This is a genomic window from Lederbergia sp. B243.17, assembly GCF_057657925.1.
The window spans coordinates 15,144-36,477 of record NZ_JBWBKF010000078.1; the positions used below are offsets into that span (position 1 = coordinate 15,144).

The 21,334-nt window shown below is 44.9% G+C and carries 17 protein-coding genes; 12 read left to right on the plus strand and 5 right to left on the minus strand.

The window, feature by feature from the left end; all coding sequences use genetic code 11:
- Positions 1 to 115 precede the first annotated feature (115 nt).
- Both AC0TWI_RS14780 and AC0TWI_RS14785 read left to right on the plus strand, forming a co-directional pair.
- On the plus strand, positions 116 to 1,000 hold the full coding sequence (locus AC0TWI_RS14780; protein ID WP_488127104.1) for a carbohydrate ABC transporter permease: 885 nt from the start codon (positions 116 to 118) through the stop codon (positions 998 to 1,000).
- Position 1,001: 1 nt separating this feature from the next.
- On the plus strand, positions 1,002 to 1,880 hold the full coding sequence (locus AC0TWI_RS14785; protein WP_488127105.1) for a carbohydrate ABC transporter permease: 879 nt from the start codon (positions 1,002 to 1,004) through the stop codon (positions 1,878 to 1,880).
- Between the two features lie 74 nt (positions 1,881 to 1,954).
- Here the strand turns inward: AC0TWI_RS14785 and AC0TWI_RS14790 are convergent, their stop codons facing one another.
- A complete protein-coding gene (locus tag AC0TWI_RS14790) occupies positions 1,955 to 2,551 on the minus strand; it encodes a hypothetical protein (protein WP_488127106.1) in 597 nt (198 codons plus the stop codon).
- Between the two features lie 261 nt (positions 2,552 to 2,812).
- Here AC0TWI_RS14790 and AC0TWI_RS14795 point away from each other — a divergent pair, with 261 nt between their 5' ends.
- From AC0TWI_RS14795 to AC0TWI_RS14805, 3 genes are all read left to right on the plus strand, one after another.
- Positions 2,813 to 3,526, plus strand: coding sequence for a GntR family transcriptional regulator (locus AC0TWI_RS14795; RefSeq protein WP_488127107.1), 714 nt, complete (start codon positions 2,813 to 2,815; stop codon positions 3,524 to 3,526).
- Positions 3,527 to 3,565: 39 nt separating this feature from the next.
- Positions 3,566 to 4,525: a mannose-6-phosphate isomerase, class I gene (manA, locus tag AC0TWI_RS14800; protein ID WP_488127108.1), complete on the plus strand. Its 960-nt coding sequence runs from the start codon at positions 3,566 to 3,568 to the stop codon at positions 4,523 to 4,525.
- A 134-nt stretch (positions 4,526 to 4,659) separates the two neighbouring features.
- Positions 4,660 to 5,526, plus strand: a complete 867-nt coding sequence (locus AC0TWI_RS14805) for an ROK family protein (protein WP_488127109.1) — start codon at positions 4,660 to 4,662, stop codon at positions 5,524 to 5,526.
- Between the two features lie 173 nt (positions 5,527 to 5,699).
- Here AC0TWI_RS14805 and AC0TWI_RS14810 read toward each other — a convergent pair whose 3' ends face one another.
- The 3 genes from AC0TWI_RS14810 to AC0TWI_RS14820 form a co-directional block, all read right to left on the minus strand.
- Entirely contained in the window at positions 5,700 to 7,091 is a 1,392-nt protein-coding gene (locus AC0TWI_RS14810; RefSeq protein ID WP_488127110.1) for an amidase, read from the minus strand.
- A complete protein-coding gene (locus AC0TWI_RS14815; protein WP_488127111.1) occupies positions 7,070 to 7,270 on the minus strand; it encodes a hypothetical protein in 201 nt (66 codons plus the stop codon). Before AC0TWI_RS14815 ends, AC0TWI_RS14810 begins: the two co-directional genes overlap by 22 nt.
- Before the next feature lie 62 nt (positions 7,271 to 7,332).
- Positions 7,333 to 9,393 (minus strand): catalase, encoded by a 2,061-nt coding sequence (locus AC0TWI_RS14820; protein ID WP_488127112.1) that lies wholly within the window; start codon positions 9,391 to 9,393, stop codon positions 7,333 to 7,335.
- A gap of 596 nt (positions 9,394 to 9,989) precedes the next feature.
- Here AC0TWI_RS14820 and AC0TWI_RS14825 point away from each other — a divergent pair.
- Positions 9,990 to 10,802: a squalene/phytoene synthase family protein gene (locus AC0TWI_RS14825; RefSeq protein ID WP_488127113.1), complete on the plus strand. Its 813-nt coding sequence runs from the start codon at positions 9,990 to 9,992 to the stop codon at positions 10,800 to 10,802.
- Between the two features lie 113 nt (positions 10,803 to 10,915).
- Here the strand turns inward: AC0TWI_RS14825 and AC0TWI_RS14830 are convergent, their stop codons facing one another.
- Positions 10,916 to 12,322, minus strand: a complete 1,407-nt coding sequence (locus AC0TWI_RS14830; protein ID WP_488127114.1) for a vWA domain-containing protein — start codon at positions 12,320 to 12,322, stop codon at positions 10,916 to 10,918.
- A 940-nt stretch (positions 12,323 to 13,262) separates the two neighbouring features.
- On the opposite strand from AC0TWI_RS14830, the gene AC0TWI_RS14835 reads away from it, so the two are divergent.
- From AC0TWI_RS14835 to AC0TWI_RS14860, 6 genes are all read left to right on the plus strand, one after another.
- Positions 13,263 to 15,101, plus strand: coding sequence for a methyl-accepting chemotaxis protein (locus AC0TWI_RS14835; protein WP_488127115.1), 1,839 nt, complete (start codon positions 13,263 to 13,265; stop codon positions 15,099 to 15,101).
- Between the two features lie 100 nt (positions 15,102 to 15,201).
- Complete coding sequence (locus AC0TWI_RS14840) at positions 15,202 to 16,467, plus strand: ABC transporter substrate-binding protein (RefSeq protein WP_488127116.1); 1,266 nt, start codon at positions 15,202 to 15,204, stop codon at positions 16,465 to 16,467.
- 73 nt (positions 16,468 to 16,540) lie between these two features.
- Positions 16,541 to 17,404 carry a carbohydrate ABC transporter permease gene (locus AC0TWI_RS14845; protein WP_488127117.1) on the plus strand — a complete coding sequence of 288 codons (864 nt, stop codon included), beginning with the start codon at positions 16,541 to 16,543 and terminating at the stop codon, positions 17,402 to 17,404.
- Between the two features lie 21 nt (positions 17,405 to 17,425).
- On the plus strand, positions 17,426 to 18,307 hold the full coding sequence (locus AC0TWI_RS14850; RefSeq protein WP_488127118.1) for a carbohydrate ABC transporter permease: 882 nt from the start codon (positions 17,426 to 17,428) through the stop codon (positions 18,305 to 18,307).
- Positions 18,308 to 18,332: 25 nt separating this feature from the next.
- Positions 18,333 to 20,240, plus strand: coding sequence for a family 20 glycosylhydrolase (locus tag AC0TWI_RS14855; protein WP_488127119.1), 1,908 nt, complete (start codon positions 18,333 to 18,335; stop codon positions 20,238 to 20,240).
- Between the two features lie 29 nt (positions 20,241 to 20,269).
- Complete coding sequence (locus AC0TWI_RS14860) at positions 20,270 to 21,322, plus strand: lactonase family protein (protein WP_488127120.1); 1,053 nt, start codon at positions 20,270 to 20,272, stop codon at positions 21,320 to 21,322.
- Positions 21,323 to 21,334 lie beyond the last annotated feature (12 nt).

Here is a 21,334-nt window from a genome sequence, read left to right on the forward strand (position 1 = left end):
GCTGGGGTGTTTACAGTGATTGCTGGTAAACACCCTATTTCCTCTAAATATAAGTAGAACGGAAACAGTTCTTATTTAATTAGAGCCAGCTAATGAAATAAGAGGAGTAGAAACGATGCGTAAATTCGATATGAGCTATAAGGCACAGCGGCGATTGATCATTTTTTTATTTTCTGCTATCCCGATATTTTTATTGCTGCTATTTTCATATTATCCGCTTGTAAAAATGCTGCAGTACAGTTTTACGGATTGGAATGGAACCAGTCCCACAAGCAAAAATGTAGGATTGGATAACTATATTAAAGTGTTCACGAATCCGAATTACTTTTCAGTATTCAAAGTCAGTCTTTATTACTTTTTGGCTACGTTTTTCCAATTGGCCATCGCTTTGTACTTTGCTACCATTCTTACCTTCAAAGTGAGATTTGCGAACTTCTGGAAAGGGATTTTATTCTTCCCGTATCTTTTGAACGGGGTAGCGATCGGTTTTATCTTCTTGTATTTCTTTAAAGGCGGCGGCACGCTGGATACGGCCCTGACCTTTTTTGGAATGGAAGATCAAATACGCCTATGGCTTGGAGACCGTTCATTCAATAACTTCTCATTGGCCTTTACATCAGTATGGCGCTATACCGGATTCGGCTTCATCGTTTTCTTAGGGGCTATGCAATCTATTGATACTCAGATTTATGAAGCTGCGGAAATTGATGGGGCAAACAAGTTCCAGCAATTCAGATACATCATCATGCCGAGCATTAAAGAAATCTTCTTCCTGAATGTTATTTTGGGAATCAGCGGCTCACTAAGCGTGTTTGAGATTCCGTATATCATGACAGGCGGTTCGAATGGAACGAATACGTTCGTCATTCAAACGATTGATACGGCCTTCAAGTTCAGCAAGGTAGGATTGGCCTCCGCCATGGCCGTCATCTTATTGGTCATTGTCATCATCGTCACAGTGATCCAAAGATTTATTACAAGAGAGAGGGGAGGACATTAAGATGGCAACCAATGTTAGTGGAGCAAAGCCTGCGCAACCTGAAAAAGATGTAACCATCACCTTAAAGAAGCTGCTCGGCAGAATTATCAAATATGGAAGTTTAGCAATTGGCGCAGCGGTTGCACTCCTTCCTATCCTTGTCGTTTTCTTTGGCTCATTTAAGACGAAACAAGAGTTCTTGACTACAGGGGTTCTGGCCTGGCCGCAAAATTTTACCTTCGAAAATTATACGAGGGCCTTTGTTGAAGGGCAAATGGTTACAGGATTCAAAAATACAGTCCTAATCTTCGTCATATCGATAGCGGGTAAGCTATTGCTGGGCACGATGATTGCATACGTGCTGAACCGATTTGAATTTAAAATGAAAAAAGTGATTTTGGGGCTATTCTTGTTGGCTACTTTGATTCCTGGCATCACGACACAGGTAGCGACGTTCCAGATTATCAATGGCATGGGGCTTTTCAATACGATTTGGTCGGTCATTCTGCTCAACTTGGGCACGGATGTTATCGCAGTTTATATCTTCCTCCAATACCTGAATAATATTTCGGTGTCTTTGGATGAAGCGGCGATCATAGAAGGCGCCTCCTACTTCCAGATTTACCGCAAAATTATTCTGCCTCTACTGAAGGCACCGATGATTACAATCCTGATCATCAGCGGGGTGGGCATCTACAATGATTTCTATAATCCATTCCTGTATATGCCGTCGCCTGAACTGAAGGTGATTTCAACTGCACTGTTCGCTTTCAAAGGACCATACGGAACGGACTGGCCTGTCATCCTTGCGGGTGTCATTATTGTAATCACACCGATTTTAATCGTCTTTCTCGCCTTGCAGAAATATATCTATAACGGTGTTTCTGGCTCAGTAAAATAACTTTCCGTTTTAGTTGGATTTAGAGGAAACAAAAAAACTGCTTAGAAGAGAAATGTTTCTCCTCTAAGCAGTTTCTATTTGTACAACACTTGGGGAATATAGATTAATCTCTTCGTCGCAATGATAAAGAGTGGCGGGGAAAGAAAGATAAAAGCGACGAAATTAAGCTTGGCGAGCAGGCTGATGGCAACAATCATGACAAAAACAAGCACGCTTCGTAAAGGATGGCGGATGGAAGTATCAAACGCCAAGGCATAAATCCACTTTGCCTCATGCCCGCTTTTTTTATCCATTGCTAGAAAGTAAGCACTATAGATGGTAAAAACCAAAATAACTGCAGTCCAAATCAGAAGAGGCATTTGCAGGAGAGCCAAAAAAGGATATTGGTTGTAGAGCCGAGGGTAGACGCTCATGAGAGAGAGACCGGCAAAAAGGAACAATAAGAAGGAGAGCCCTTTGTATTGGCGATTCTGTTGATAAGACCGATGAAATACCGTTCGGATGAATTGATCATCGTCACTTTGAATGGACTCTACACTTTTTATCAAGCCAATGGCCGCCGGTACAAATCCATAGATGACCCCGCCTCTTATCATATAAACCCAGAAATAAAAGCTTGCGATTGAATATTGAGAAACACGGTCAATAAAAAGTATAATCAATTTTTTCAAAATGCCCACCCTTTTGTAAGGAATATACTATATATATACCGTTAAGTGATTAAGAGTTCAAGTATATATCAAATAAAGTATAGTCTTTTGTTTAAAAACTATAAGCCAAATGGTAGTTGATTGAAAAGGAAGACTAAGATTTGTATGGTGTTTTTATAAATAAACTTTATAATGGGGATAAGAGCCTTCTTGTTGTAAAATGCCGACAGACTCGTTTCCGATTGTAAAAGGATTGCTCAAATGATGGGGAAGGTGTTTTTAATGAATAAGTATGAAGTAATATCGAACGAAATGAGACAAAGAGTGAAAAGTGATTACTATCCACAGGATCAACCCATTCCTGATGAGTACACCCTTGCGAAGGAATTTGAATGCAGCCGTGTGACATTGAAAAGGGCTTTAGATATACTCGTAATGGAAGGTTTGCTCTACCGGAAGAGGGGGCATGGCACGTTTATTATTAAACCTCCGATGGATGATGATAAAGTAAATATTATCAGTGAGGAAAATATCGGGTTATCCAATTTAGCAAAAGGGCAAGAAATAACGAGCAAAGTCATCACATTTGAGATTCAATTTCCGTCAGAGGCGGTTGCAAAGCAGCTCAGGATCGACCTGGATACCCCTGTGTATCATATCATCCGGCTGCGGATAGTAAATAAGGAGCCGTATGTTATTGAAGAAACATACATGCCTGCCAACTTGATTCCAGGCATTAATGAGCAGGTACTGCAAACATCCATTTACAAGCATATAAAAGAAAATCTCGAGCTTAAAATGGGTGGTGCACATCGTAAAATCAGAGCTTCCAAGTCGAACGAGCTTGATCAGAAATATTTAGGGTGTAAAGCAGATGATCCAATATTGGAAGTGGAACAAGTAGCCTTTTTAATTACGGGTATCCCATTTGAATATTCTTTCTCGCGCCACCACTATGATAAGTTTGTTTTTACGACGGTGACGGTAAATCGCTAAAAGAAGTTTCATGCAATTCTTACGTGTTGGAGGGTAATTATGTATAACAACGAACCAATTTTTTTGCAGCCTGTTTTCCAAGAAAGAATTTGGGGAGGGCAAAAGCTTAGAACAGAGTTTGATTATCAGATTCCGAATGACAAGACTGGCGAAGCATGGGTAATTTCAGCCCATCCTCACGGCCCAAGCACTATCACAAATGGCCCGCTGAAGGGAAAAACATTAGCTGATGCCTGGAATGATCATAAAGAACTGTTTAATAAGCGGTCCAATGAGCAAGGGGAATATCCATTGCTCGTAAAAATTTTGGATGCTGCCGATGATCTATCCGTCCAGGTCCATCCGGATGACCATTTTGCCAGGGAAGTGGAAGGTGTTCCATATGGCAAGACTGAGTGCTGGTATGTAGTCAGCGCGGAAGAAGGGGCAGAGCTTGTGCTGGGCCATTACGCCGAGACAAAGGATCAATTGGCAGAGATGATTGATCAAGGCGAGTGGGACAAGCTTCTCCGCCGTGTGGAGGTGAAGGCCGGTGACTTTGTCTATGTGCCAAGCGGTACCATCCACGCAATCGGGAAAGGGATTGTCATCCTTGAAACACAACAAAGTTCAGATATTACCTACCGTGTTTATGATTACGACCGGGTAAACGATGCCGGTGAGAAACGCGAGCTGCATCTTGAAAGATCAAAGCAAGTGTCAACGGTTCCTCATCAGGATGCAAAAGTGGAACAGGCTGAAAAGGTGAATGGCGGCCTTATTGAAAAGAAATTGGTGGAAGAGCAGTATTTTACCGTTATCCACTGGGAATTGAATGGTCATGCCGATTGCAAAATGGAGAGCAACTTCTTGCAAGTAAGTGTGCTGGAGGGGAAAGCTGTTCTCACAACCGACGGAAACAAGTTCGACATCGCCAAAGGAACCAACTTGATCCTTCCTCATGGGATTCGCCAATTTTCATTAGAAGGCAAGGCTGAATTGATTGTTTCACATGAATAAGACAAAGAGGTCCCGTTAGGTTCATAGACGCCGAGTGATTAGGGCCTGTTGATGTTGAACATCATAAAGCTCTTTCACTTGGCTTTTTGTCTGTGTTTCGAATGGGGCGTTAAGACGATACGGAGGGGATTGGTATGTTAGGCGCAATTGAAGCTGGAGGAACAAAGTTCGTTTGTGCGGTAGGGGACGAAAAAGGCCGTATTAAAGACCGGATCAAGATTCCAACTACGGTGCCGGAAGAGACGATGGCAGAGGTTATCGCTTTTTTTAAACAGCATGAGCTGGATGCGATTGGAATCGGTTCATTTGGCCCCATTGATGTGAATCACGAAAGTCCGACCTATGGAAACATCACGTCCACACCGAAACTGCCATGGAAGGATTATCCGTTTGTCCAAGCGATGAAGGACGCTTTTCAGGTGCCGATCGGTTTCAATACCGATGTGAACGCGGCTGCCTTAGGAGAATCCGTCCACGGCGCAGCGAAAGGGCTGGACAGCTGTTTGTACATTACAGTGGGAACTGGTGTCGGAGCAGGGGCGGTTGTACAGGGAAATCTGCTGCAAGGCCTGTCACATCCGGAAATGGGCCACATCCTTGTGAGGAGGCATCCTCAGGATGAATATCAAGGGAAATGCCCTTATCATGGAGACTGCTTGGAAGGACTGGCGGCAGGTCCCGCGATTGAAGAACGGTGGGGAGCAAAAGGATTTGATTTAGTGGACCGGCAGGAAGTGTGGGAGATGGAAGGCTATTATATTGCCCAGGCACTCATGCAGTACATCTTGATCATTTCTCCGAAAAAAATTATCCTTGGCGGCGGCGTCATGAACCAGAAGCAGGTCTTCGCCAGCATTTATAAGCATTTGCCCGAGCTGTTGAATGGCTATGTTACTTTGCCGGATCTCCCAGAATATATTGTGAGTCCGGGCCTCGGAGATGACGCGGGAATCACCGGTTCCCTTCTGCTGGCACACCAAGCATTAACAGAGAAAAACTGATTTTACCTAAAGCGGGCTGTCCAGTGAGCGGTGAAAACTGTTTACTGTTACAGTCTCTTCCATCTTTATGGATAAGCCTGGACAAAGCATGATTAAGAAGAATCAAAGCCCGCTTGAGAACATCGGTAAGCGGGCTTTGTAGTTTGAAAGAAAGCTAGTTCGGTTTTGAGTCGTCAATCCACAATCCGGATACTGAGCGGTTTTATGCTTTCCCATGCATAGCCGGCCTGAAGCAACAGTTTTTCTGAAAGGTGATTGCCGATCAGCTGCATGCCGACAGGAAGTCCGTTTGAGCACAAACCCATCGGTACAGTTAGGCTCGGTATGCCGGTCAAGTTGACAGGGGAGGTAAATGGCAAGCTTCTCCTAACGACTTCAAGGTTTTGACCGACCCAAGCCCGGGCGAATGCCGGAGTGGTGAACGGAATGGCAGGTGCGAGAATGATATCGACACCTGTAAAGGCATTACGAACGGCTTCCGACATTTTCCGGCGGGCTTGCTGAGCTTTGACATATTGCGGTGCCTTTGTCAAAGCACCGGCCAAAAGGGAAATACGAATATCTGCACCATACTCCTCCGGTTTCTCCTGCAGCCAATCATAATGGAAGGCGGATGATTCTCCTCCGACAGTCGCATAGCCTGAAAAAGTGGTCATCGACAATTCAGGTATGCTGATTTCTTTTACCTCTGCTCCTAAACGCCCCATATTGGCAATCGCATTTGCAAATAGTTTCTCTACATCCTTATCCAAACCTTCAAGGTAGTACTGTGGGATTCCGACTTTTATTCCTCTCATCCCTTTGCCCAGACTTTTGCTGTAATTAGGAACGGTAATAGGGAGACTTGCCGGGTCTTTTGGGTCAAAACCGGCCATGATGGTAAGCATACTGGCAAGATCGGCAACTGACCGCGCCATGGGTCCGGCAGTATCCATGGACCAGGCTGAAGGGAAAATTCCATAAGTGCTAACGAGCCCGTTAGTCGGTTTTAAACCATAGACACCGCACATTGCTGCAGGCAGGCGGATTGAACCGAAAGTGTCCGTCCCGGTCGCCAGCACAGTGAGCCCAGCAGCCAGGGAAGCGCCGCTTCCGCTGCTTGAGCCGCCTGGCATATAGCGTGTGTTCCAAGGATTTCGTGTATCGCCAAAAAACGGGTTCGTTCCCGTTGAACCAAGGGCAAGCTCATGCAGGTTGAGCTTGCCTAGCATGATAACCCCTGCTGCCAATAATTTTTTTGCGGCAGTCGATGATTTGCCGGGAACGAAATTTGCAAAAAGCTTCGAGCCTGCGGTCGTCCGAATGCCCTTTGTGAAATAGTTGTCCTTTATACCAATCGGGATTCCATGCAGGGGTCCTCTGTACCGGCCGGCCATGATGTCTTTTTCCGCAACTGTTGCTTGTGAGATTGCATGTTCATGAAGAGGGGTGATATAGGAATTGATGGTAGGATCGATTGTGTCGATGCGCTGGAGATAGTGTTTCGTCAACTCGACTGGGGACAATTTCCTCGATTTAAGCAAGGGGGCAAGTTCGGCAGCTGTCAGAAAGGAGAGTTCCGCCATAGCCTCACCCTTTCATCAAAAATGGTGATGGGCACTTTTTCGAATAGGCCAGGAAATCTTTTAAGCGAGGCTTGTGCCGACTGAACTGTAAACAGGATGCTCTGTACGTACGGAATATCCGCCTCAATGACTGGCAGGCCCTGTTCATATAAATCTTTTTTTATACAATTTTCATCCAACCATTTTCCCTCCTCTAACAGGACATAGGGAAATAACCATTGTTATTTCCCTACAAATTGTCCTATGTTCGATCCCAGAAACGCTGCTGCGCGATAGCGGAAAGGAAATCAGCACCGAAATTCGGGTTGTTCTCGGCAAAGATGACGCCGGCCAGATTGTTTTTATCAGAAGCAATAATAAAAGACTTTCCGGTTGGAGCGACGCCAATCGGTTTGAAATGCTTATAGGCGACATGGACATATTCTGTCATGTCCGCATTCGCTCTATCTTTATTATGGAACGTACCTCCGACCACATAAAGTGAGTCAAAGAGATATGGACTCGCAGTAAGGAATGTTTGGTCAACTGTCAGCGTCGTACCATCAGACCCGGTCACGATGCCAAGCCTTTCACTTACAATTACGACAAAAACGCCGCTCTGCTGCAAATGGTTAAGTATATTAGCAACCTCAGTTCCATTAAAGCCATTGCCGATCAGTACGCCCACCTTTTGGGTAGCTGCATATTTAGGTGTGCTTGCCTGGCTCAATGAAGCATAGCTGGCTGAAACGGGGACATGGTTTCCGGTGGGCCGCTCGATACCGATGTTATCGGCAACAGTACACGCAAGATCCCGGTCGACATTTACCAATAAGTCGATATTCATCTGACGTACGAGTTTGCTTTTCACTTTTCCGAGCTGGTAGCTGAATGCTTCGATTGTGTGTTGCTTTTCAACAGGGGTCAAGCTGTTCCAAAAGATTCTCGGCTGTGAGAAGAAGTCATCAAAGGACTTGCTTCTTCCCCGGATAACATGGCCTTCCACTTTCTTCGGGTAGTGTACATAGCCGCCCTCTGCAGGAGGCGTTGTGTAAGGTGTATTGTTTGCGAGAGAATTGTTACGATAGTTCACTTGATCCACATCAATCCGCTCTCTCATAAAGCCTCGGCGGGTATTGTTATGGAACGGGCAAATCGGACGGTTGACCGGCAAATCGACATAGTTGGCGCTGCCAAGACGATGTTGCTGGGTGTCCCTGTATGCGAGCAGTCTTCCCTGCAGGACGGGGTCATTAGAGAACCCGATCCCCGGAACAACGTTTGCCGGGTTGAATGCCACCTGTTCCAATTCCGCAAAATAATTATCAACATTTCTATTTAATGTCATCTTGCCGATGATTTGGACAGGGACAATCTCTTCCGGCCAAAACTTTGCCGGGTCGAGGACATCAAATTCAAATTTGAATTCATCCTCCAGTGGAATCAGCTGGACGCCCAGTTCATATTCAGGATAAGCGCCATAATCTATCGCCTCGCGCAGATCACGGCGATGGTAATCCGGATCAATTCCGCCGATTTTCAGTGCCTCATCCTGAAGCAAAGAGTGGGCGCCCAGGAGAGGTTTCCAAACAAACCTGACGAACGTCGCTACTCCTTGTGCATTCACAAAAAGGTACGTATTGATGGACCATGATTCCATCATGCGATAATTTTTGACGATTCCTCTGTCAGACATGATCCATGTGACCATATGAAGGGATTCGGGGTTGCTGGCGACAAAATCCCAGAACCGGTCATGGGCACCGGTCGCCGTAGGGATGCCATCATCCTGCTTATTTTGGTACGCATGCATCGAATCGGGAAACTTCATCGGGTCTTGAATAATCAGTACCGGCATGGCAATGGTCGTAAGGTCATAATTGCCTTCTTCCGTATAGAATTTTACACCCTTACAGCGCAAATCCCTTGCTGTATCGTAGGATCCTTTCGGTCCTTGTACGGTTGAGAAGCGGACGATCAAGGGGGTTTTTTTACCGGCCTCCTGTAAAAATCCAGCTTCCGTCACATGCTGCATCGATTGGTAACACTCAAATTCTCCATACGCCCCGTATCCCCTGGCATGTACAACCCTTTCCGGGATCTCTTCATGATTGAAATGAGACATTTTCTCTAAAAACCAATAATCCTCATGCAGGGAGGGCCCCCGCACGCCGGCTTTTAATGTTTCCGAGTCGTTTGATATTTTTCGACCTTCTTGGGTTGTCAGAGGATTGCCAGTGTCTCGGACACGGTATTGATCTAATTGATCTTGCTTGGCATTTTGACTAACGGGCCTGTCGTTTTTTGGCGGCTTCTTGTCCATCGTATCACCCATCCTTTAATTAACTATTTACCCCCGCTTATCTATATGTAGGTAACGCTATGAATATACATCTGTTACCAGGACTAGAGAGGGGCTGCTATTGTTTTTATAAAAGAAAAATCCGCCTAAGTGGGTAAAAAGAAAGTTGGGTGATGCAGGCGCAGAGTCCAGCAATTCAGTGACTTCAAGGAGTATTCACGGTCCAATGCGTTATCAATCGTTTTTTGTCATCTAACCAAATTCGTAAAGGATAATTTTCTGCCAAACGATTTGGCGAAAGAATAAGGAGATAAATATTTGTGAAATCAGTCCTAGCATGCCCAATCTTTTTTTCTTATAGGGCACGGAGAGGTGAGGGATGGGCGGGCGGAAATGGCATATTATTAGCGATTTGGCAGTAAAGAAGAGGACAAACAGAAGCCCGGTGTACGAGCAGGAATTAGGAGATATGGTATGATGGAGTGAACGGGCGGATTGTTTATAGACCGTTTTGCTAAATTGTTGCTTTCCACATAGTACGTACCTCTGAATCGTAGTAAAATGGAATTAATATGAATGAATAGAATCAGATTTAAATAGGGAGGCAAGGAAGAAGAATGAGTGGGTTTCCTAAAGACGCTATGCGCATGCTGAAAGAAACGAGCCGTACATTTTATATCCCGATCACTTTTCTGCAAAAGGAGCTAAAGCATTCGGTTGCCTCCGCTTATTTGGTATTTCGTGCAATTGATGAGATTGAAGACCATGAAGAACTAGCCAATGAGGAGAAATACTCCATATTAATGGAAATCAGCGAACTGTTTAAGCAGCCGTTTAATAATGAAGAGTATGCAAGGATACTAGGGCGGACGAAGATCCAGCTTCCAGAAGTCACTCTCCGTCTGGAGGAATGGCTGCAGGCATGTCCGGAAGAAGCGCTGCCGATCATAACAGACGCTGCCAGTGAAATGGCATTCGGCATGGCGAAATGGGCGAAAGATAATTGGGTAATTCATACGCGTGAAGATTTGGATGACTACACTTATTATGTAGCTGGATTGGTTGGCGTCTTGCTTTCAGATCTTTGGGAGCTATATGGTGAAGAGAAGACTGACCGAGAACTGGCGATTGGCTACGGGCGCGGTCTTCAGGCTGTCAATATTTTGCGCAATCAGACGGAAGATCTCGTCGAACGCGGTGTGAGCTTTATACCCGATGGCTGGGGACGAGAAGAACTCTTCGCTTACGCAGAGGAGAACTTAGCCAAAGCTGATGAATACATGAAGTCGCTTAAAAAGAAAAGCATCCTGCTTTTCTGCCGCCTGCCGCTCGCTTTAGCCTATAAAACGCTGAATGCACTAAAAGAAGGACGCGAGAAAATGACTCGTAAAGAGGTTGAACAGACGGTTGAAGAGGTTCAGGTTGATTGATCTTTTGATTAAAATATATTTGTTAGTTCGAGGATTATCCAAGGCTAACAGAGCATTTTCAGCAAAGACAGAGTCCGGATACAGGAAGGATAAACTTCCTGTATCCGGACCTTTTACTGTGCTTGATCGCTCATTGTTTTGTCAATGATATCTCTTAATTGATCGGCCGTTTCAAAGATTTCCTCATGCTTCTTGCTGACGAGCTGATCAGCATATGTTTTGATCGCATTTGTCCTCTCGAACAATAGATCACGGACTTTGGTCTTTACTTCATTCTCTATTATTCCTGCTTCAGAGAGCTGATTCAGGGCAGCGTTCATTCGCTCACTTTCCCTGTTCCTTGCAGTAATCTCATTATTTTGAAGATCCCTCAACTTATTCGACATCGCAACAGAAGCCCAGTTGATATCATTGTGGTTATGGACACCCCAGAACATCCATGTAACCTCCCCGATGTTTTCTCTCCAAGTTTTCGTGATCAATTCATCGAGCTGCTGCTTACTTTGGGCAGTAGAATACTCTCCGCCGCCTTCCTTAGCCACTTCCTTTAATTGGCGATTCGCTTCGTCATCAACATCAAATCCAATAATATTGATTTGGAGTCCGGTGACAGACTTTTTTGCGCTTTTTGCCGCTTCAACCGGGTTCCCGTCACAAGTCTCAATTCCGTCGCTGATGATGTAGATAAATGTTTTTTTCGTTTTTTCAGCCGTTGTTGTAAGATCTTTTTCAGCCTTTTGAATCGCTGCAGCAAGCGGGGTCCAACCGCTCGCTTGAAACTGGTTCATGGCGGAGGAAAACTCGTCTTGATTGTATGATTTTAAAGGATATACGGTTTCAATACTGCTGCATGAAAGTCCTTTATCCGCATCAGAGCCTGTTCCTTTATGCCCGAATACAGATAAAGAAACATGGACATTTTCAGGCAGGCTTTCAGAGAATCTCTTTAAGCTAGACTTCGCGAGCTCCATTTTATTGCCGCCAGCTACATCTGCCTTCATGCTGCCGCTCGCATCCAGCAAAATCGCTACATTGACTGGGTATGCCTTTTCATTTAGCTCTTCCTCTGTAACATCCTGCAAAAGACGCCCGTCCGGAAGCTTCAGCTTGTCGTACAGGACACTGAAGTCTTTAATCGGCTGAATTGTGGCGCTATGGTCCGACCGCAAGTTGGTAACGAGAGATCTTGCCCATCTTTCGGCATCCCAATCGGATGCATCCTTCGCCTCTATATTGTTCACGTATTCATTCACTGCCTCATCCGCCGCCGTTTCATATTCTTCTTTTCCGGCGAGTTCCTTGCCATCAAGGTGTTTTTTGAAAAGCAGTCCTCCTGGTTCTTGCTCTATTTCTTCCCCGACTATACTATACGAGGTCTCTGCGGATTCTGTTTTTTTCGGTTTGTCCGCTTTCTCTGTGTTGATCGGTTTGCCTGCAGGTAATTCTTTATCCTGATTTGCCTGGCATCCGATTAAAAGCGCGCAGCTTAAAATCGGAATGAATAAATGCGCCAACCTCAACCTATATCCCCCTCTTTCCTCGCTCGATAATTCTCATAACTACAGTATAAAAGAGTTTCGACGGGAAAAGAAGGGACCTTGTAACTGGGGGATATGACGTGTTCGCAGCCTCTTCATTCCTCCCTAAATACGGGTACTGCATTTTTTCCAATCTGTTTTCGTGGAGATGCTTAGATACGTGAAAAGAGCAAAATTCTATTCTTCCGGTGTGAAGAGGCGATAGACACCGGAAGAAGGCTGTAAGAGAAAGTTTCAGGTGCGAAAGGGGTGGATAGGCACCGGAAGAAATGTAAATTAGAAAAGTTCTGGTGCCAAAGAGTCGTGCAGATACAGGAGCATCCTTTTCTGCTCTAAAAATGCTTTTAGTTGCTTGCGGGGGAGCGGGAGTGGATCCCTACCTGTTTCTATCAATGTAGTAGGCGCTTTTGCCAGTCCCGACAGCTGTGAAGTGCCGCCCGAGTACCCTGGCGACAATTCTTTTTGCTATCATTTCCCCACACCACTCAAATATTTTACCGGTCGTCAGCTTTTTCCCAGGGAAGAGCTGGCGGAACTCCGTGATGCTCCTTTCTACAGCGGACGTTGTACGCTCAAAGCCATGGCAGCTTTTACAGCGGATGGTTCGATTCTCTAGAATGGTCGCCAGAGAGAAGCATTGACCGCAAGTGATTCCCTTGCTCAGCATCTCAAAGGTATAATCAGGCAACTGGTGGTCAAAAAGTTCGGGTGCCAAATTATTAAGTATAGAAAATCTAGTTCGGTAAAGGAAAAAAAACCTGCCCACGATTTTTGGGACAACATCGCCAATTAATCTATGATTGGCTCATAGAGAATGAAGAAAAGCTCAATTCTGAAAAATATATACAATTTTGTTGGATTGCGTGCTAATATGGTAAATAAGATCTGGTGCCTTCTGCCCAACAGCAAAGGAAGGAGAAAAATGAGCAGGATCATTTTTCACCTATCAAACGATGAAGGAGTGAAAATTATGGGATGGCTTCGATCCCGGAAAAAAATTCAGGAGGGAAAAGAAGGACGATCGAGGGTACAAGGCAAGAGAAGTAGATGGATGTTGTTCAGCAAGCTGAACAATGTAGGAATTACTTATAAAATCGGCCTTGCTTTTGCGATTATCATTTTAATTTTTGCGGTTTCTATTGGAGTCGTCTATCAACAGGCATCCCAGATCAAGGGCAATTTGAGTGAGATGTCGTCTGAGAGGGAAAAGGCCCAACGTATTGCTGATATGACGAATTTATTCCGCTCAAAGGACATGGAGGCTGCCAATTTGATTTTACAAAATCAAAAGGCGGCAAAGAAAGAATATGATAAGTTAAACGAGCTTTTCGCAATCAGAGCCAAAGAGGTTGAGGCGATCATATCCGGTGACAAAACAATGAAAACGCTTTACGATTCGTTGCTGTACTATAACGAAAGGATGGATCTCGTCTTTACAACAGAAATTTTGCCTGCGGTAGAAGCAAAAGAGATCCAAAGCGCCAACCGGAGCTTGGCTAAAATCAATAATATCACGACAAGTGCGGTTGTTTCTTCGGACCAGATGAATAAACTGATTGAACAAAAAAACAGCAAAATTATGGAAAGCGCCAAGAAAAGCCTGAACCAAAGCATAAATATAATTGTGATCTTCCTGATCATTTCGATTGCCATCAGTATCTTAATCACATTTATATTGAGCAAAAATATCAAAATGACATTGGGCAAGGTGACGGCGACGGCAAGGGAAATTGCGAAAGGCAAGCTTAGGAAAGAAGAGGGGCTGGTTTATGGAAAGGATGAAATCAGCGCCGCACAGGAATCGATAGCGTCCATGAGAGAAAGCATCCGATCGGCTATTCTCGAAATTGCCTCTGTCTCTGATATCGTCCATACGAGCAGCCAATCCTTAACCGAAACAGCTGAAACCGTAAAAACAGATACTGACCATATGGCGGTTGTATTGAATCAGCTATCACTTGGATCAGAGTCACAGGTATCTTCGGCGGACAATCTGCGAACCTTTATGAATCAGCTGAATGAGAAGGTTGAAATAACAAACGGCGAGGGTGCGGCTATCAATCGCATTTCTGACGAGGTAATGAATTTAACGAATAAAGGCCATCAGTATATGGAAGAATCTGTGGAACAAATGAAACAGATCAACGAGTCCGTTTCCAGTGCAGTCGGAAAAGTGGAGCATTTTAATGAGCAAACGAAGAAGATTACGAGTTTGACTGCGATTATCCAAGAGATCGCAAGTCAAACCAATTTGCTTTCGTTAAATGCCGCAATCGAAGCGGCAAGAGCAGGAGACTCGGGAAAAGGGTTTGCTGTTGTGGCAGCTGAAGTTGGAAAGCTTGCACAAAGGGTGACAGAATCTGTCCACGATATTAAAAGAATCATAGAGAGCATACAGCATGATGCTTCTGAGGTGACGGCATCACTGAAGGAGAGCTATGGACAAGTCCAGATGGGAACGGACCAAGTCATCACCACTGGTACAGCATTTGATGGCATCCATTTCACCTTCACAGAGATGCGGAGCAGAGTCGAAAAAGTCATCTCATCTATTGACGATATAAGCCAGGAGTCAAAAACGATGCGTTATGCGATTGAAAACATTTCTTCCATTTCACATCAGTCTGCAACAAGTGTAGAGGAATCATCCCGGATCATCCAACAGACCGAATCAACGATGGAAAATCTGGAAGGAAGCGCGAAGCAATTAAACGAGTTTGCGAACAGACTGGAAACCATTATTCGTAGATTTGAAGTTTGACAAAATATTTCGATAAGTAGTTGACTTTTTTGTGGGCGGTACGCTATTGTATGTATAGACAACTGTACAATCACTTTTTGAAAAAAGAGGGGGAAGCAAGATGAAAAGGAAGTTTGGTTTGTTGTCGCTATTTTTGAGCCTTACACTCGTCATCGCAGCATGCGGTGGAAAGGAATCAAGCGGCGGCGATTCGGGAGGAAAAGGGGACAAGAAAGATACGGTTAATATTAAGGTCGTTACAACGATGGCCGGAACAGACCCTGCCGGTGAAGTATTCGAGGAACTGCTGAAAGAGTTCCAGGATGAAAACAAAAGCGTCAAAATAACAAATGAGTCCCAATCTGCCGATGCAGGAACAATCAGGACTAAAATCAACACAGATTTCTCGTCTGATAATGAACCGGAGCTAATGTTCTACTTCAACACGGTAGACGCAGAAGGCATCATTAAAGAAGGTAAAGTCATAGACTTGGAGAATGCAGAAGGCGTTGACCTGTCAGGCTACAATTCTATGCTTGAACAACAGCGAAATGCAGACGGAAAGATTTATGCTGCCCCACAAACTGGATTCTATGAAGCGATCTTTGTAAACAAGAAATTGTTCGAGGAAAACAACATCGAGCTGCCTACTACATGGGAGCTGTATGAAAAGGCAATTGAGGAGTTTGCCAAAACGGATATCATTCCACTTGCGGCATCCACTGAGGATTCCTACTATGTTGTTGAGCATTACGCTTTGGCTGCAGGAGGCATGAAGAACTACCGTGCTGAATTGAAAGATCAGAACCAGGCATGGGCAGAAGGATTGGATCTGATTGCTAAGCACGCTGAAATGGGAGCGTTCCCAAAAGATGCTGCAACAATTGACCTTTCAATGGCTGCGAATCTGTTCCAGCAAGAGCAAGCTGCCATGCTGATTGAAGGTTCATGGGCATGGGGCAGCATTAAGGAAGCGGGAATTGCTGATAATGTAACTGTTTTACCAATGCCGAACAAGAACGGCGGAGAAACAGGTGAATTGGTCGGAGGGGCATCCCAAGGCTGGTTTATCAGCACAAAGGCATACGAAGATGAGAAGAAACGCGATGCAACTGTAAAACTATTCAACTTCTTGACTTCAGAGAAAAACCTTCTCCGTCTGGCAGCGGCTACAGGCCAGATCCCGGCTAAAGGTGAATTGGAAGATGTCGATCCGAACATCGCGGCAGGGCACAAGTTGGTTGCAGATGCACCAGCAGTGGAGTTGCCGATCAATGACCGCATCACTCCAGAGGCATTTACACATATTAGAACGAGTGTTCCTGAAATTGTAAGCGGTTCTAAGAACGGAAAGCAGGTTCTTGAAGAAGCAGCAGCGATGGAATGACGGAAAAATGAGAAGCTTGCATTGCCGACTGGCAATGCAAGCTCTTAATAAGCTGTAAGAAAAGGAGCTTCCTATGAAAGGCGATAAACTGATCATCACTTTGTTCTTGGCTCCGGCCGTTTTGGTCACAGGGATCTTTTTATATTATCCTTTTTTTGAAAACATCTTTCAGAGTTTTTATAAAACGGACGGTTTCTTCAATTCCACATTTGTGGGACTGGATAATTATAAGAGACTCTTCACAGACGTAATTGCCAGGGGCGCAACATTAAACTCGCTTGAACTCATGCTATACGTAGCAATATTTCAAGTTGGAATCGCACTTGTATTGGCTGTCATGGTCGATTCCATTAAGCATGGTGCCCGTTTCTTTAGGACATCTTTTTTCTTTCCAGTCGTTATTTCGGGAGCTGCAATCGGTCTGTTGTTTACACTGATTTACAACTATAGAAATGGCTTGTTGAATGAGCTCTTGGTCCGTTTCGGATTTGAGCGGGTGCTATGGTTGACAGAGCAGTCTTCCTTATATATGGTTGCCATTCCGACGATCTGGAGTTACGTCGGCTTCTATTTCGTTATTTTCCTGACAGCGATTGGTAAAATACCGAAAGACTTCTATGAAGCGGCGGATTTGGAAGGTGTCACAGGTTTTCAAAAACTTACCCGGATCACAATTCCTCTAATTGTCGGGGATATCAAAACCTGTCTAATCCTCGCAATAACAGGGGCATTGAAAATTTTCGAGCTCGTCTACATCATTACAAGGGGCGGACCAGCCAGATCGTCAGAAGTGCTCGGAACCTATATGTACCAAAAAGCATTCGTCGATGCGAACGTTGGCTATGGAGCTACACTTGCAGTTTTAATGGTAGTGATTGGCCTGCTCCTCGCTTTCTTGACGAATAAACTATTGAAATCGGAAGAAATCACATACTAACGCTAAAGAGTGGTGAGCACTATGGAATCAGGGCAACAAAGACTTACGTATTGGGAGAAGTTTCAATCCAAGTATTTGATTAAATCAAAAATCGGAAAGTTATTCGTTTATATCATTCTATCAATCTGGGCAGTTTCCACGATCTTTCCGTTTTTATGGGTGGTTATGAACTCGTTCAAGCCTTCCCGCGATATTATCACGAATACGTTTAGCATTCCGACAGACCCGACATTTCAAAACTACATCAATGCCTTCGATAGAATCAACATCGGAAAAAGCTATTTAAATAGCCTGATCATATCAGGATCAGTCGTGCTGCTTGTTCTTTTCTTTGGGGGACTGGCCGCTTTTGTTATGGCCAGAATGACCTTCAAACTTAGGGCATTCCTGCAAACCGCATTGATCGCTTCATTGCTGATCCCTGCATTTGCCACCGTCGTGCCTGTGTACAGAATGATGATCGAGTTGGATTTGGTCAACACCTACCTGGGGCTGATCATCCCGCAAACTGCCGGTAATTTGCCATTTGCCATTTTGGTAATCAGCGGCTACATGGCCACAATACCGAGAGAGCTGGAAGAGGCTTCTGTTATCGATGGCTGCAACCGGTGGAAAATGTTTGCGAAGGTATTTTTACCGATCTCTTTACCGGCATTCGGAACGGTAGCAACGTTCGTTTTCCTATGGTCCTATAATGATCTGTTCAGTTCTCTTGTGTTTGTTGAGCATGAAAGCGTACGGCCAATTGTCGTGCTTCTCTCTCAGGTGAGCTCTCAGTATGGAACGGATTATGGACTGATGACTGCAGCTATTACAATGACGGTCATCCCAATTGTGATCTTTTATCTGTTGGCACAAAATACGTTTGAAAAAGGCGCAACTGCAGGATCAGTAAAGGGTTAACACTATGAATAAGGGGGACTTTGAATTGAATCTTCATTTGACAGGCAATATTACCGAGTTGAAACAAGGGATAGAGGAACTCCGCGAAACGGCGGGTTTCTCCATCTCTGAGAGCGGAATCCCCGTAGAAGTCGACAGGCAGACTGAAAACGGAATCCATGTTGTTTACAAGGATGGAAAAGCAAGGATCGCTTATGGGGAGAAAGTTCAGTTTTACCGAGGGCTTGGCCTTTTGGCGGAGAAGCTGCAGGCCGGAGAAGAAGAATTTGAACTGACGGAATCACCGCAGTTTTCTACTGTCGGGCCAATGTTTGATCTATCGAGGAACGCAGTTACAAAGCTGCCGGCATTCCGGGATATCATCCGCAGGTTAGCGCTGATGGGTTTCAATGCCTCCATGCTCTATATGGAAGATACGTATGAAGTGAACGGCGAGCCCTATTTTGGCTATATGCGGGGAAGGTATAGTCAAGAGGAATTAAAGGCTTTGGATGATTATGCCGATCTTTTCGGGATTGAACTGATTCCGTGCATTCAGACACTTGCCCATTTGGAAGAATTTTTGAAATGGAGTGCAGCAGCACGCTATAAAGATACGAGGGGTGCTCTGCTTTTAGAAAGTGAAGATACATATACATTTTTAAACAATATGATCCAAGCTGCTTCCGAACCTTTCCGAAGCAAAAAAATCCACATTGGCATGGATGAAGCGGAGGAAGTGGGCAGGGGCATTTTCTTGAACAAAAACGGGTATAAACCGCGGTTTGACCTGATGGCAACGCATTTGCAAAAAGTGCTGGATATTTGTGAAGATAAGGGACTCGAAGCGATGATGTGGAGCGATATGTTCCTCAAGCTTGCCTCTGATACGGGAGACCGGTACAGCAAGGAGACGGAAATTCCACAGCATATTATCGACAAGACACCGAAAAATGTTCATCTGATGTATTGGCAATATAATTCATCAGATAAAGATCACTATACTAGTATTTTAAAAAAGCATAAAGCCTTCGGCCGTACGCCTGCTTTTGCCGGCGGAATCTGGGTGTGGAATACATTTGCGACCAATTACGGACTTTCATTGGCTGCAAGCAAAGCCGCTTTGACCGCGTGCAAGGAAGAAGGAGTCCAAGATGTATTTGTTACATTGTGGGGGGATGACGGCTACGAGAACAATTTTTACTCTGCACTATTGGGTCTCCAACTATATGCCGAGCATACCTATGCTAGGGAAGTAAGTCCAGAGAAGTTGAAAAGACGGGTGAAGTTTTGCACAGGAATCGACGAACAGACTTTCTTGCTGCTGAATGAACTGGATACACCTCCGGGAGTGGAACAAGGCAATAAGGAGCAGACGAATCCTTCCAAATTCCTTCTTTGGCAAGATCCGCTGCTCGGTCTGTTTGATAAGCATATTCATGGGCTGAAAGTAGATGCTTACTATGCCGGCTTGGAAGAGAAAATCCGGTCAATTAGAAACCCTGAGGCTGAACTGGATTTTATTTTTGATGTGCCTGAAAGATTGGCAGCCGTCTTGTCCTTAAAAGCGGAGATCGGCCTTAAATTGAAACAGGAGTACGACGCCGGTGATAAGGAGAAGCTGCTTGAGCTTGCAGATAAAGATTTGCCGGAAATATCGAAAAGGGTAAAGGCGCTGCGTGATGCACATAGAAATCAATGGTTCCGAATCAATAAGCCATTCGGCTGGGAAGTGATTGACATCCGCTACGGAGGTCTCGTAAACCGGCTTGACACGGCTCAAGAGAGAATCCGGGATTATGTTGAAGGACGGATTGAAGAGATAGATGAACTTGAACAGGAACGCCTGTATTTTACGCCGGGAATCGAGGACTCCACAGGTCTCGGATGGTGCAGTTATTATTATCGCATGGCTTCACCAAATGTATTTTTCCACGTGCTTCCGATTTATTGAGTTTGGCTTATTGGGAAAGGAGCGGCAAATTGGCAAATCAACAATATGATATTTTTATCGGATGTTATGGCGATGAAAAGGAAGAGCTGATCCATTGGTATAATTTTGACTCCACCGGCAGATTCACCGAAAGGGCTTCCTTCTCGGGGATTGCCAATCCATCATTCCTAGATATTCACCCGTCAGAGGACTGGTTGTATGCCGTCAGTGAAACAGAAGAAGGCGAAACGGTCAGCCTTCAGATCGGTTTTGAAGATTTCAGCATGGCAGAAAAGAACAGACAGCCTGCTAAAGGCTGGGCTCCCTGTTATATCGAGGCAAGTCCGGCGGGATATCTGTTCACTGCAAACTTCGGCGAAGGGAGCATGATTATCCAGCGCTTACTCGCTGACGGAAAAATCGGGGATGCCACTGATGTGAAGGATTATTCGAAACAGGCGGAATCACGCGGCCGGGAGTCCCATCCGCATTCCCTCAGAAATGTGCCGGGCACCAATAAATACATGGCGGCAGATTTGGGGATGGACAGTTTATACCTCTATGAATTTAACGAAGAAAAAGGCGAATTAACTTCAATAAAAGAAGTCAGCAATGGTAGCGGGACAGGGCCGCGGCATTTTGACTTTCACCCAAGCCTTCCGATCGTCTATGTAATAAATGAGCTGAATTCATCTATTATAGTCTACCGATTTAACGAAGAAAAAGACGACATGGCATGCATTCAGAAGGTCGGCACGCTGCCTGAAGGGTTTTCGGGCGAAAATTACTGTGCGGATATCCATGTGGCACCTTGCGGGTCCTTTTTATACGGCTCCAATCGCGGGCATCACTCGATTGCAGCATTTGCCATTGGCGAGGATGGGACATTAGAGCTCATCGGAATCACGCCTTCCGGCGGAGAATGGCCGCGAAACTTCGCAGTTACACCGGACGGAAAGCACATTCTTGCCGCAAATGAACATTCAAATAGTTTGAATGTATTAGAGATTCGAGAGGACGGCTCTCTTCAGGCAACAGACGAGAGCATCTCGGTCAGCAGGCCCGTTTGCGTAAAGGTCATAGATAGAACAAACCGACCATAACAAAAGCAAGGC

Excerpts from the sequence above, each read along its gene's own strand:
- AC0TWI_RS14780 (WP_488127104.1), top strand. The coding sequence starts at position 116 with ATGCGTAAATTCGATATGAGCTATAAGGCACAGCGGCGATTGATCATT.
- AC0TWI_RS14785 (WP_488127105.1), top strand. The coding sequence starts at position 1,002 with ATGGCAACCAATGTTAGTGGAGCAAAGCCTGCGCAACCTGAAAAAGAT.
- AC0TWI_RS14795 (WP_488127107.1), top strand. The coding sequence starts at position 2,813 with ATGAATAAGTATGAAGTAATATCGAACGAAATGAGACAAAGAGTGAAA.
- manA (WP_488127108.1), top strand. The coding sequence starts at position 3,566 with ATGTATAACAACGAACCAATTTTTTTGCAGCCTGTTTTCCAAGAAAGA.
- AC0TWI_RS14805 (WP_488127109.1), top strand. The coding sequence starts at position 4,660 with ATGTTAGGCGCAATTGAAGCTGGAGGAACAAAGTTCGTTTGTGCGGTA.
- AC0TWI_RS14810 (WP_488127110.1), bottom strand. The coding sequence starts at position 7,091 with ATGGCGGAACTCTCCTTTCTGACAGCTGCCGAACTTGCCCCCTTGCTT.
- AC0TWI_RS14820 (WP_488127112.1), bottom strand. The coding sequence starts at position 9,393 with ATGGACAAGAAGCCGCCAAAAAACGACAGGCCCGTTAGTCAAAATGCC.
- AC0TWI_RS14825 (WP_488127113.1), top strand. The coding sequence starts at position 9,990 with ATGAGTGGGTTTCCTAAAGACGCTATGCGCATGCTGAAAGAAACGAGC.
- AC0TWI_RS14835 (WP_488127115.1), top strand. The coding sequence starts at position 13,263 with ATGAGCAGGATCATTTTTCACCTATCAAACGATGAAGGAGTGAAAATT.
- AC0TWI_RS14840 (WP_488127116.1), top strand. The coding sequence starts at position 15,202 with ATGAAAAGGAAGTTTGGTTTGTTGTCGCTATTTTTGAGCCTTACACTC.
- AC0TWI_RS14845 (WP_488127117.1), top strand. The coding sequence starts at position 16,541 with ATGAAAGGCGATAAACTGATCATCACTTTGTTCTTGGCTCCGGCCGTT.
- AC0TWI_RS14850 (WP_488127118.1), top strand. The coding sequence starts at position 17,426 with ATGGAATCAGGGCAACAAAGACTTACGTATTGGGAGAAGTTTCAATCC.